The sequence below is a fragment of the Rhizobacter sp. genome (assembly GCF_046595475.1).
Classification (GTDB): Bacteria; Pseudomonadota; Gammaproteobacteria; order Burkholderiales; family Burkholderiaceae_C; genus Rhizobacter.
The window spans coordinates 1-12,247 of the sequence record NZ_JBKJOQ010000008.1 but is presented as its reverse complement, the minus strand read 5'-3'; the positions used below and the strand labels follow the sequence as shown (position 1 = coordinate 12,247).

15 protein-coding genes are annotated in these 12,247 nt (G+C 63.4%); 11 read left to right on the top strand and 4 right to left on the bottom strand.

What is annotated here, in order from left to right:
- Positions 1-594: 16S rRNA (cytosine(1402)-N(4))-methyltransferase RsmH (rsmH, locus tag AC30QB_RS01830; protein WP_489544482.1), on the bottom strand; the 594-nt coding region annotated here is incomplete at its 3' end.
- A 3-nt stretch (positions 595-597) separates the two neighbouring features.
- On the bottom strand, positions 598-1,026 hold the full coding sequence (locus AC30QB_RS01825) for a division/cell wall cluster transcriptional repressor MraZ (RefSeq protein ID WP_489544481.1): 429 nt from the start codon (positions 1,024-1,026) through the stop codon (positions 598-600).
- Positions 1,027-1,468: 442 nt separating this feature from the next.
- Between AC30QB_RS01825 and AC30QB_RS01820 the strand changes: the two genes are divergently transcribed.
- Positions 1,469-1,822, top strand: coding sequence for a PRC-barrel domain-containing protein (locus tag AC30QB_RS01820; protein ID WP_489544480.1), 354 nt, complete (start codon positions 1,469-1,471; stop codon positions 1,820-1,822).
- Positions 1,823-1,905: 83 nt separating this feature from the next.
- On the opposite strand, the gene AC30QB_RS01815 is transcribed toward AC30QB_RS01820, so the two are convergent.
- Entirely contained in the window at positions 1,906-2,379 is a 474-nt protein-coding gene (locus tag AC30QB_RS01815) for a VOC family protein (RefSeq protein ID WP_489544479.1), read from the bottom strand.
- A gap of 181 nt (positions 2,380-2,560) precedes the next feature.
- Between AC30QB_RS01815 and AC30QB_RS01810 the strand changes: the two genes are divergently transcribed.
- On the top strand, positions 2,561-3,070 hold the full coding sequence (locus AC30QB_RS01810; protein WP_489544478.1) for an SRPBCC family protein: 510 nt from the start codon (positions 2,561-2,563) through the stop codon (positions 3,068-3,070).
- Between the two features lie 234 nt (positions 3,071-3,304).
- Here the strand turns inward: AC30QB_RS01810 and AC30QB_RS01805 are convergent, their stop codons facing one another.
- Entirely contained in the window at positions 3,305-3,565 is a 261-nt protein-coding gene (locus AC30QB_RS01805) for a hypothetical protein (protein WP_489544477.1), read from the bottom strand.
- Between the two features lie 232 nt (positions 3,566-3,797).
- Here AC30QB_RS01805 and AC30QB_RS01800 point away from each other — a divergent pair, with 232 nt between their 5' ends.
- The 9 genes from AC30QB_RS01800 to AC30QB_RS01760 form a co-directional block, all read left to right on the top strand.
- The gene (locus AC30QB_RS01800) at positions 3,798-5,009 is read left to right on the top strand and encodes a hypothetical protein (RefSeq protein WP_489544476.1); all 1,212 of its coding nucleotides are present in this window, start codon (positions 3,798-3,800) and stop codon (positions 5,007-5,009) included.
- A gap of 101 nt (positions 5,010-5,110) precedes the next feature.
- Positions 5,111-5,467, top strand: a complete 357-nt coding sequence (locus AC30QB_RS01795) for a YciI family protein (protein ID WP_489544475.1) — start codon at positions 5,111-5,113, stop codon at positions 5,465-5,467.
- Positions 5,468-5,636: 169 nt separating this feature from the next.
- Positions 5,637-6,059 carry a YciI family protein gene (locus tag AC30QB_RS01790; protein ID WP_489544474.1) on the top strand — a complete coding sequence of 141 codons (423 nt, stop codon included), beginning with the start codon at positions 5,637-5,639 and terminating at the stop codon, positions 6,057-6,059.
- Entirely contained in the window at positions 6,056-6,589 is a 534-nt protein-coding gene (locus AC30QB_RS01785; protein WP_489544473.1) for an SRPBCC family protein, read from the top strand. Before AC30QB_RS01790 ends, AC30QB_RS01785 begins: the two co-directional genes overlap by 4 nt.
- A gap of 35 nt (positions 6,590-6,624) precedes the next feature.
- The gene (locus AC30QB_RS01780) at positions 6,625-7,032 is read left to right on the top strand and encodes a VOC family protein (protein ID WP_489544472.1); all 408 of its coding nucleotides are present in this window, start codon (positions 6,625-6,627) and stop codon (positions 7,030-7,032) included.
- A 5-nt stretch (positions 7,033-7,037) separates the two neighbouring features.
- Positions 7,038-8,303: an RNA polymerase sigma factor gene (locus AC30QB_RS01775; protein WP_489544471.1), complete on the top strand. Its 1,266-nt coding sequence runs from the start codon at positions 7,038-7,040 to the stop codon at positions 8,301-8,303.
- A 218-nt stretch (positions 8,304-8,521) separates the two neighbouring features.
- On the top strand, positions 8,522-9,337 hold the full coding sequence (locus AC30QB_RS01770) for a formate/nitrite transporter family protein (RefSeq protein WP_489544470.1): 816 nt from the start codon (positions 8,522-8,524) through the stop codon (positions 9,335-9,337).
- Positions 9,338-9,408: 71 nt separating this feature from the next.
- On the top strand, positions 9,409-11,154 hold the full coding sequence (locus AC30QB_RS01765; protein ID WP_489544469.1) for a bifunctional protein-serine/threonine kinase/phosphatase: 1,746 nt from the start codon (positions 9,409-9,411) through the stop codon (positions 11,152-11,154).
- Between the two features lie 550 nt (positions 11,155-11,704).
- The coding region (locus AC30QB_RS01760) for an OsmC family protein (RefSeq protein ID WP_489544468.1) at positions 11,705-12,247 on the top strand (543 nt) is incomplete at its 3' end.

Sequence of the window (12,247 nt, the reverse complement as noted above, 5' to 3'; positions counted from 1 at the left end):
GACCGCGCCAGCCACGACTTCGGAAAGTTGTGCTGTGGTTCGAACAGGATTCCCGCTTTCGCGCCGAGCAACAAGCGCCTTTGCAACCGAGAGAGCAAACCGTTCTTCGCCATAATTCTTTATCACCTCCGCGATAAGGCGCTCATCGGCGCGGGCCAGAAAATCCGCGGCGCTTTCGCCTCGGGTCGTGTCCATGCGCATGTCCAGCGGGCCGTCGAAACGGAAACTGAAACCACGTTCGGGATCGTCGATCTGCGGGGAAGACACGCCCAGATCGAGCAACAGCCCATGCACCTTGTCCACACCCAGCGCGGCCAAGGTGGGCACCATGTGCGCGAAGCTTGTGTGATGGATGGAAAAACGCGGGTCATCGACCCGCGTTGCACCTGTTGTCGCAGCCGCAACGGCCTGTAGATCCCGGTCTATCGCCACCAGCCTTCCCGTAGGCGACAGCCGCGACAGCAGCAGGCGTGCATGCCCACCGCGACCAAAGGTGCCGTCGAGGTAGATGCCGTCGGGGGTGGTGACGAGCGCGTCCACGGCCTCGTTCAACAGAACCGTCGTGTGCTCGAAAGTAGCAGCCAGCTTAGACATGGCTCAGAAGCTGAAGCTCTTCAGCGCATCGGGCATCGGCGACTGCATCACGCGCGCCTCGTGCTCGGCGTAGCGGGCCGAGTCCCACAGCTCGAAGTGGCTGCCCATGCCGAGCAGCATCACGTCACGCGTGAGGCCGGCAGCGGCGCGCAGCTCGGGGGCGATCAGCACGCGCGACGAGGCGTCGATTTCGACGTCCATCGCATTGCCAAGGAACACCCGCTTCCAGCCGCTGGCCTCCATCGGCAGGCCGGCCACACGCTCGCGAAAGTTTTCCCACGCGGGGCGCGGGAAGATCAGCAAGGAGCCCTCGGGGTGCTTGGTGATGGTGAGCTGGTGGCAGCCCATCGCGGACAGGACTTCGCGGTGACGCGACGGCATGGCGATACGCCCCTTGCCGTCCAGCGTCAGCCCCGCAGGCCCCTGAAACACGATATTTGCCACAAAAACCCACTTGAGTGCACTTAATTGCACTTTAGCTCATGGGATGAGCCTGGGTCAACGGAATGTGTAAAAGAAAAATCAATGGAATCAAGTACTTAGCGCTGTTTTCTGCAGCGGCTTGTCACAAAAAAATGCAGCAAAAATAAGGACTTGCGTGAGTGTGTGAAAGCGTTGCCTGAGCTTCCCCGCGGCAGGCCCTCGGGTAAGTCGGGATCCGGGGGCGCTCCGGCTCAGCCCTCACTGGCGTTCGCAGCCGCGCCGTGGCCTGCGTCTTTTGACATGCGCCACAGCGCCCTCGTCCTACATCGATTCGGCAACGACGCTGATCCACCCGTATCGCTACCCGCGCGACAAACGAATTGTTGGTCGCAGCTCGCGGCAACCCCGCAAACCTACGCGGGATCACCTTTTTGGCAACAGGAGAACAGACATGAAAACTTCCATCACCCAAGGCGACGTGATTTCCTCGGACAAGGTCGAGGGCACCGACGTCTACAACACGGCTGGCGACAAGCTCGGGTCGGTTGACGACCTGATGATCGACAAGCACTCCGGGCAAGTGCGCTACGCCGTACTCGAATTTGGTGGCTTCCTCGGCATGGGAACCGATCGTTACCCCTTGCCCTGGAACATGCTGAAGTACGACACCGTGAAGGACGGCTATGTGGTGCCGCTGGACAAGGACACGCTCGAAAACGCCCCGCACTATCCACTGGACGACATGCCCGCTTACACGCCCGAATACGGCACGCGGGTGAACAGCTACTACGGCCTGAGCATCTGACCAACTCAGCGTTCGCAGGCCCGGCGCCCCCCTGTCAGGTGCGCCGGGCCACACGCCGCCCCCGCGCGTGCGGGCGCAGTGGGTCAGCCGCGAACGGCTGCTTCGATCGCGGCGACGTCGATCTTTTTCATCGGCATCATGGCTTCGAAGGCACGCTTGGCAGGAGCTCCACCCTTGGCCATCGCATCGGTCAGCGCGCGCGGGGTGATCTGCCAATTCACACCCCATTTGTCTTTGCACCAGCCGCACTGGCTCTCTTGCCCACCGTTGCCCACGATGGCGCTCCAGTAGCGGTCGGTTTCTTCCTGATCGTCGGTTGCAATCTGGAAAGAGAACGCCTCGCTGTGCTTGAACGCCGGCCCGCCATTGAGGCCGATGCACGGTATGCCCGCCACGTTGAACTCAACCGTCAGCACATTGCCCTTCTTGCCGTCGGGGTAGTCAGACGGTGCAAGGTGCACCGCGCCCACGCTGCTGTTCGGGAAAGTCTTGGCGTAGAAGCGGGCGGCTTCCTCGGCATCGCGTTCGTACCAGACACAAATCGTGTTTTTGGCCATGTCATGACTCCTTTGCTTGAACAGGGTTGCGCCAACGCACCCAGCCGCGCAGCGTACAGCTTTAGGATGAAACCGGCGCGCGGCCGCAGCAAGACTTTGGCAGTCGGTGGCCCGCTTCGATAGCGCTAGACGCGTTTTTTGCCATCCACCACACTGCCCGTCTCATCGAAGGGAAAGAAGCATGACCGCACGCGATGACCCAACCTCATTCACCATCACACGCCAGTTCAAGGCACCCCGTGTCCTTGTCTGGAAAGCGTGGAGCGACGCCGATCAACTCAAGCGCTGGTGGGGGCCCAGCGGCTGCTCCGTCGACGTGTTGCGCCTTGAGTTCAGGCCGGGGGGATTCTTTCACTACGCGATGAAGTTCGGCAATGCACCCACGATGTGGGGCAGGTTCAACTACCGCGAGATTGCGGCGCCGGAACGCCTGGTGTGGCTCAACTCGTTTGCCAACGAGCGATGCGGTATCGCGCGAGCGCCCTTCAGCGAAAGCTGCCCTCTGGAAATTCAGAACACCGTGACTTTCACAGAACAGGGCGGCGCAACAACGGTGACCTTGCAAGCAGAGCCCTTCGGCGAAGTCGAGGCCGAGCGCAAGTTCTTCGATGAGCTGCGCTCATCAGGCAGCCTAGCGCAGGGCTACGGCGGCACCTTCGACCAGCTTGCCGAGCTTCTCGACAAGCCCTGAGGCTTAGGGCAACGCTGAATAAGTCCTCGCGAACGGCGCATCCTCGCTTTGGGCGTCCTGCGGCGTTGCAAATGCTCGCGATACCTGCGGGTATCGCTGCGCTTTGCGCCTTGAAGTCCATCCCAAACCGAGGCGCGCCGCCTCGCGGGGACTTATTCAGCCTCGCCTTAGAGAAAGAAGCGGCAGCTGTCGCTCAGGCGCAGCCGCCGTTTGACAGTGACTTTGCTGCTCGGGTTACTTCTTGGCGGACTTCTTCGCCCGCTTCTTGGCTACAGACTTGTCTGCCGACTTTTGCTTGGCCGCTTTGCCTTTGGCCTCGTCGCGCAGTTGCTTCTCGGTTTTTGCCTGCGCCACGCTGGGCACCAACGCCATGGGGGCTGCGACAAGGCTCAGGGTGAGAACGGCGCTCAGGAACTTGGTCAACATCGGGTGCCTCCAAAATTTCAATTCACCGGGGTGGCGAACCTGTAAAAGCATTCTCTGGGGTTCCGGCATGTGCGCGCAGAGCTGGCCTGGGCAAATGCGCGCCATCCTTCACGCTCGCTTGATTCAGAGAAGCAGCAAGATAGGCCGATTCGCCGGTGGTTGCTTGTGCGGCAACGTGCGGCTCGTGGCGTGAAAACGCCGGGCGGTTCTTACAAGGCATGAGCCCGAAGCCGTCAACGGGCAGCATTCAACTGGCCCCTGCTAACCTCTTGTGCATGCCTTTGCGCCGTCTCACGCCGACATGACTGCCAATGTGTTGGTGTTGCTGCTTGTGGGCTTGGCGGCTGCCGTGTTGTGCCTTCCGCGCGTGCGGCGCTCGCGCGACTGGCGTGCCACCGTCACGCCCTTGGCCTCCATCATTGGCAGCGGCTTCCTGGTGCTGGCTCCGCTGCTGGTGCGCGAGTTCGGCCAGCGTGCGGTGTGGGTCATGTCCGGCCTGTGTGGGGTCTCCTACCTGATCGGCTCGGCCATCCGCTTCAACATCCACGCGCTGTCGAGCGGCAGCGCGCCGATGATCGCCACCGCCGATCTGCCCGGGCCTGCGGCCGCTCTGGAGCGCGTGTCGCAGTGGGCGCTGGCCTTCGCTTATGTGATCTCGGTGTGCTACTACCTGAACTTGTTCGGCGCCTTCGCACTCAGCATGGTGCTGCCCGATGTCAAATGGGCGGCGCAGGCGCTCAGCAGCGGCGTGATCGTGGCCATCGCAGTGCTGGGCTGGACGCGCGGCCTGGCCGGGCTGGAGCGGGCCGAATCGGTATCGGTGGCGCTGAAACTGGCAGTCATCGCGGGCTTGCTGGGCGGCATGGGGCTGTACACCTGGGGCCAGTGGCGGCACGGTGCACTGCCGGCGTCTAGCGGGCACTTCGACTGGAATTCGCTGCGCCTGGCCTTCGGGCTGATCATCACGGTACAGGGCTTCGAGACGTCGCGTTATCTGCGCGAAGGCTATGACGCGGCAACACGCATACGCACCATGCGCTACGCGCAGTGGCTCTCGGCGGCGATCTACCTTGTCTACATCGGCTTCGCCGGCCTCGTCTTCGACGCGGCCAACGTGCCGCTGAAGGAGACCGCGGTCATCGGGCTGACTGCCCCGATTGCCAGCCTGCTGCCGATGTTGCTGGTGCTGGCCGCCCTGGCCGCGCAGTTCAGCGCCGCAGTGGCCGACACCAACGGCTGTGGCGGCCTGGTGCAAGAGATGAGCCGTGGCCGGGTGCACTCGCGCATGGCCTATGTCGGCCTCGCCGCGCTGGCGCTGCTGCTGACGTGGGCAGCCAACGTCTACGAAATCATCAGCTATGCCTCACGCGCCTTTGCCCTTTACTACGCGTTGCAATGCGCGCTGGCGACCTGGTTTGCACGCACCGATGGCGCGAGGCTGCGCATGGCGGGCTACGCGCTGCTGACGTTGCTGATGCTGGCGGCGACCGCGCTCGGATTGCCGGCTGAATGAGGGGCGGCGTAAAACTGCGCCCTTCACCTCAGCCCGCCACGCTCCTTGATTTATTCTTCGCGCTCGGCGGCGTGCCGCCACATCAAATTCAAGGGGTAGCGATGCCATACATGTTGTTGATCGTAGAGCAGACCGGCCAGCGCTTGGAGCGCAGCCCCGCCGAAGGCCATGAGGTCTATGACCGCATGCTGCGCTGGGGCGCAGACCTCAAATCGCGCGGCGTGTTACTGGCCGGTGAGTCGCTCAAAACGCAAGACGCCGACACCGCGCGCGTGGCCGTGCGCGGCGGTAAGCCGCAGGTGCTTGACGGCCCATTCACCGAAGCCAAGGAGATGATCGGCGGCTTCTTCCTCGTCAACTGCGACACGCGTGAAGAAGCCATCGCCGTCGCCGCCAGTTGCCCAGCCGCCCAGTGGTGCACGGTCGAAGTACGCGCCGTGGCGCCTTGCTACGACTGAAAGATCGCCTGGGTTTCATGGGTCAAGATTCTTAAGTTCTGTTGAATTTGTTGAGTGGGGTGCCCTGTGCGTGCCCCAGGGGTCTTTTTGACTTGGCCTTGTCGATTTCGCGCTTTCTCGCTCGTCGTGTGGATGTGAACCCCACTTCCACACCCACAGGAGAACTGACATGAGATTCATGATCATCGTCAAAATCACACCCGACAGCGAAGCGGGCGCGGTGCCCGAAACAGCGCTCATGACGGCCATGGCCGACTACCACGAGCACCTGGCCAAGGCCGGCGTGCTGCTCGACCGCAACGGCCTGCAGCCCAGCAGCAAGGGCTGGCGCATTCGCTACAGCGGCAGCCAGCGCAAGCTCATCGACGGCCCCTTCGCCGAGAGCAAGGAGCTCGTCGCCGGCTACACCATCATCCAGGTGCGCTCGCGTGAAGAAGCCGTCGAATGGACGCGCCGTTTCCCGGCGCCCATGGGCGCGCTGCGCGACGCCGAGATCGAGGTGCGCCAGATGTACGAGCCGGAAGATTTCAAACCCGGCGGGGCCTTCGAGCGCTCTCGCGAGAGGGGTTTCGGCGAAGGTGCATCAGCATGATCAAGACCATCGCCATCGTGATTGCCGTGGCCATCGCAGCCTTGCTGCTCTATGCGGCCACGCGGCCCGACAGCATGCACATCGAACGCTCAGCGCTCATCAAGGCCAGCGCTGACAAGGTTCACCCGCTGATCAACGACCTGCACAGCTTCAACACCTGGAACCCTTACAACAAGAAGGATGTGGCGATGACGGTCACCTACCGCGGCCCCGCGACCGGCCCGGGCTCGGCCTTTGACTTCGACGGCGACAAAAGCGCAGGCAAGGGCAGCATCTCGATCGTCGAACCCGCGGGGCCGAACCGCGTGTCGATGAAGCTCGACATGAGTTCGCCTATGGAGGCCCACAACGACATCGCCTTCACGCTGGTACCGCTTGGCAGCAATGCCACACAGGTCACCTGGGCCATGCACTGCCAAAGCCCCTTCATCGGCAAACTGATGGGCGTGTTCATCAACATGGACAAGATGATCGGCCGCGATTTCGAGACCGGCCTCGCAAGCCTCAAGACACTCGCCGAGCGCCCCTGAACCCCACAGACGACACGAACCCAAGGACCGGCCATATGACCACGAAAATCTTCGTCAACCTGCCCGTCAAAGACCTGCCACGCTCGCGCAGCTTCTTCGAGAGCCTGGGCTACAGCTTCAACCCGCAGTTCAGCAACGACCAGGGCGCCTGCCTGGTGATCAGCGACACCATTTACGCAATGCTGCTGACCGAGCCCTTCTTTCAGACCTTCACCAAGAAGCCCATCTCTGACGCCAAGAAAAGCACCGAGGTGTTGATCTGCCTGTCGTGCGAGAGCAAGGCAGAGGTCGACACCCTGGTGGCCAAAGCGCTGGCCGGCGGTGGCGCCGCGCCCAATGCCAAGCAAGACTACGGCTTCATGTACAGCCACGGCTTCGAAGACCTGGACGGCCATGTGTGGGAGCTGATGTACATGGACCCCAATGCCGCGCCCCCCCACTGAGCACCATGCAGAGCACCACGCACAAAGCGATCGAAGCCGTCTGGCGCATCGAGGCGGCCAAGATCATTGCAGGCGTGGCGCGCATGGTGCGCGATGTCGGCCTGGCCGAAGAGCTGGCGCAAGATGCACTGGTCTCTGCACTGGAGCACTGGCCCGCAGCCGGTGTGCCCGACAACCCGGGCGCCTGGCTGATGGCCACTGCCAAGAACCGCGCGCTCGACCGCTTGCGCCGCGAGAAGCTCGCGCAGCGCAAGCACGAAGAGATCGGCCATGAGCTCGAAGCGCAAGAGGCACTGATCGTGCCGGACTTCGTCGACGCCCTCGACGCCAGCCGCGCCGACACCATCGGCGACGACTTGCTGCGCCTGATCTTCACCGCCTGCCATCCGGTGCTGAGCACCGAGGCGCGCGTGGCGCTCACGCTCAAGCTGCTGGGTGGGCTCTCCACCGCCGAGATCGCCCGCGCATATCTGTTGCCCGAGCCCACCATTGCCCAGCGCATCGTGCGCGCCAAGCGCACGCTCAGTGCCGCCAAGGTGCCCTTCGAGCTGCCGCGTGGCGACACGCTCGCCGACCGCATGGCCTCGGTGCTAGAGGTGATCTACCTCATCTACAACGAGGGCTACACCGCCACTGCTGGCGACGACTGGATGCGCCCGGCACTGTGTGATGAAGCCATGCGCCTGGGCCGCGTGCTGGCCGGGCTGGCCGCTGACGAACCCGAGGTGCACGGCCTGCTGGCCTTGATGGAGCTGCAAGCCTCGCGCACTGCGGCGCGCACCGACGCTGATGGCAAGCCCGTGCTGCTGCTGAACCAAGACCGCGGGCGCTGGGACCACCTGCTGATACGCCGCGGCCTGGTTGCGCTCGCGCGTGCCGAGGCCCTGGGAGGTGCTCACGGCGTGTACGCGCTGCAAGCCGCCATCGCGGCCTGCCATGCACGTGCGCGGGTGGCGAGCGAGACCGACTGGAAGCAGATCGTCGCGCTGTACGACGCGCTCGCGCAAACCGCACCCTCACCCGTCGTCGCGCTGAACCGGGCCGTGGCGGTCAGCATGGCCTTCGGGCCGGCCGAAGGGCTGGCGATCATCGACACCCTGCGCAACGACCCCTTGCTTGCCCACTACCAGTGGCTGCCCAGCGTGCGCGCCGACCTCTTGGCCAAGCTGGGTCGCAACGAGGAAGCCCGCGCCGAGCTCGAATGCGCGGCGCGCCTGGCCGGCAATGCGCGTGAGCGAGAGCTGCTGTTGGAGCGTGCGCGCAGCCTCTGAGCGCTACAAGCCAACTGCAGCCGCCTGCACCAAATCACTGCGTTGCGGTGCACATGAGCGCACGTGATCGGTGCACAGCCAGAGGCCCAACCGCGACTGACGGCCTGGCAAATCGATAAGGCCGGCCAGCAGCAAGGCTAGCGGGCACTGATTTGGCCCACATCTTGCACATCCGTGGCGGTTCTCATCATCAATGCACCAAGAGAGAGGGAAGTGAAATGGCGTATCTCGTACCTTCGGAGTTCGTGACCAAGATGGTCGACGCGGGCGAATCAAAAGTCTTCATGTCCACGCGCGACACCCTGATCCGGGCTTACATGGCCGGCGCCATCCTGGCGCTGGCCGCGGTGTTCGCCGTGACCATCAACGTGCAGACCGGCGTACCCATCGTCGGCGCCGCGCTGTTCCCCGTAGGCTTCTGCATCCTTTATCTGCTGGGCTTCGACCTGCTGACGGGCGTGTTTGTGTTGACGCCGCTGGCGTGGATCGACAAGCGGCCCGGTGTCACCATCAAAGGCATCTTGCGCAACTGGGGCCTCGTCTTCTGTGGCAACTTTGCAGGCGCTTTCACCGTGGCGGTGCTGATGGCCATCGTCTTCACCTATGGCTTCTCGACCCCACCCGACAAGGTGGGCCAGGTGATCGGCCACATCGGCGAGGCCCGCACGCTGGGCTACGCCAAGTACGGCGCCGCCGGCATGCTGACGCTCTTCGTGCGCGGCATGTTGTGCAACTGGATGGTCTCCACCGGGGTGGTGGGCGCGATGATCTCCACCACCGTCACCGGCAAGGTGGTGGCGATGTGGATGCCCATCATGGTGTTCTTCTTCATGGTGTTCGAGCACTCGGTGGTGAACATGTTCCTGTTCCCCTCGGGCCTGCTGCTAGGCGCAAACTTCTCGATCATGGACTACCTGATCTGGAACGAGATCCCCACCGTGCTGGGCAACCTGGTGGGTGGACTCACCTTCACCGGCCTCACGCTGTACGCCACGCACGTGCGCACCGCACCGAAGCGCGCGATCCCCGCCTGAGCGACCTTCCAGTAAAGTGAAAGCGCCCCGGCCCCGCAAGGGCCCGGGGCGCTTTTTCATGGCACACCTGCATGGCGAATGAACTGAAGATCTCCGTCGGCCAACATTCCGACAAAGGCCGCAAAGAAGTCAACCAAGACTTTCATGCCGTCTCGTCCCCCGCCGGTGCGCTGCTCGGCTCCAAGGGCATCGTGGTCGCGCTGGCCGACGGCATCGGCAGCAGCGAGGTGAGCCAGATCGCAAGCGAGTTTGCGGTACTGGGCCTCATCGACGACTACTACTGCACATCAGAAGCCTGGACGGTGAAGAAGTCGGTCGAGCGCGTGCTCACCGCCACCAACTCGTGGCTGCACGCCAAGACGCAGCAAAGCCAGTACCGCCACGACAACGACCGCGGCTACGTCTGCACGCTCAGCGCGCTGGTGCTCAAGTCGACCACCGCGCACGTGTTCCATGTGGGCGACAGCCGCATCTACCGCGTGCACCGCAGCGGGCTCGAGCAGCTCACGCAAGACCACAGGGTGCGTGTCTCCGAATCGCAAAGCTACCTGAGCCGTGCGGTGGGGTTCAACCCCCGCATCGAGATCGACTACCTCGCCCTGCAGGTGGCGCCGGGCGACACCTTCTTGCTCACCACCGATGGGGTGCACGAGCATGTGGACGAAGCCTTTATCGCCCAGGCCATCGAGCAAGGCCGTGACGATCTTGATGCCACCGCGCGCGCACTCGTCAGCGAGGCCTTTCAACGCGGCAGCAGTGACAACCTCACCGTGCAGATCGTCGTGGTCGACGCGCTGCCAAGCCAGACCGGCAGCGTCACCGAAGTGCAGCAGCAACTCTCTGAGCTGCCGCTGCCGCAGCTGCTCGAAGCGCGCATGGTGCTTGACGGCTACACCATCGTGCGTGAATTGCACGGCAGCAGCCGCAGCCACATCTACCTCGCCACCGACGGCGAGACGAAGGGGCCGGTGGTGCTCAAGACACCGTCAATCGACCTGCAAGGTGACGCCGCCTACTTAGAGCGTTTTCTGATGGAAGAGTGGGTGGCGCGGCGCATCAACAGCGCGCATGTGCTCAAACCCTGCCCGCCCACCCGCGAGCGCCGCTCGCTCTACGTCGCCACCGAGTTCATCGACGGGCAAACACTCGCGCAATGGATGGTCGACAACCCCCGGCCCAACCTTGAGACGGTGCGCGGCATCGTCGAGCAGGTGGCCAAAGGGCTGCAGGCCTTTCACCGGTTGGAGATGCTGCACCAAGACCTGCGCCCCGAGAACATCATGATCGACCGAACGGGCACGGTGAAGATCATCGACTTCGGCTCGGTCAGCGTGGCCGGCATCACCGAGCGCAATGGGCCGATGGCGCCAGACCAACCCCTACTCGGCACCGCGCAATACACCGCGCCTGAATACTTCTTGGGTCAGGCGGGCACAGAGCGCTCCGACCTGTTCTCGCTGGCCGTCATCACTTACCAGATGCTCTCGGGGCGGCTGCCCTATGGCGCCGAGGTGGCGAAATCTCGAACGCCCAAGGCCCAGCGCCAACTGCGCTACGACCCCGTGCTCGATGACGACCGCGAGATCCCGGCCTGGTTCGACAGCGTGCTGCGCAAGGCGCTGCATGTGGACCCACTCAAGCGCTACGAGGCCTTGTCGGAGTTTGTGCACGACCTGCGCCACCCGAGCGCCGCCTTCCTGAGCCAGACACGCCCGGCGCTGGCGGAGCGCAACCCGGTGCGGTTCTGGAAAGGCGTGAGCGCGGTGCTGGCGGTGGTCGTGTTGGCGCTGCTGTTCGCGCACTTCGGGCGGATTTGAAGCGGGCGGTCAGTCAAGTCCTTCGAGAAATATCCAGATGTCGGGACCGCCGAAGCGACGTATGGGCACCTACCAACGCCCTGAGCAGACTCACGCCAGTGGCAGCTGAAAAAAAGTGTCGATCTGGCGGTCAAGGAACCGCCATTCGGCTCGGCCATCGAACGGCCGCGGTTGCCGAGACTGGGCGTGGCGCGTCCGTCGAAGTGTCTACCCGCTGCACGCCGGAACCGACCCTTCCCCGGCACTCGGCTGGATGACCTCAATCGGCTGGCGACTTGGATCGGCCAGCGGCAGCTCCCGCATGTCGGGAACTGGAACTCCCGACCCGTTGCTCCCGCTCAGGCCAGAGTGTCCGAGGTCAGCAACGCAGCGGTTGCTGGCCGCGGCCGTTCATGGCGCCGCCGTTGAACCTGCATACCGCCGCAGATGGGTGGCCGTGTCGCCACAGCGGTCTTGAGGGCCCAGCAAGGGCCGGCGCTGGAGGCTCTGCGCAGAGCAGCCCCCGGATAATCGCGCGCAAATCATCCAGCACACATTTTTGGAGTTCCCCATGGAAATCAAAGTCAACTTCCTCGACAAGCTTCGTCTGGAAGCGAAGTTCGATGATTTCACGGTGATCTCCGACCAGCCGATTCGCTACAAGGGCGACGGCTCGGCGCCCGGCCCGTTCGACTACTTCCTGGCCTCTTCGGCCTTGTGCGCGGCCTATTTTGTGAAGTTGTATTGCGTCACTCGCGATATCCCTACCGAGAATATCCGGCTGTCGCAGAACAACATCGTCGATCCGGAAAACCGCTACCGGCAGATCTTCAAGATCCAGGTCGAATTGCCGGCGGACATCTCCGCTAAAGATCGCCTCGGCATCTTGCGCTCCATCGATCGGTGCACGGTGAAAAAGGTGGTGCAAGCCGGGCCCGAATTTGTCATCGAGGAAGTTGAGAGCCTGGATGCCGATGCTCAAGCACTGCTGATGCCACCATCGGATGCCAGCGTGAGCACCTATATCGCGGGCAAGGATCTGCCGCTTGAGCAGACCATCACCAACATGTCGGCGATTCTGTCCGGCCTGGGCATGAAGATCGAAATCGCCTCG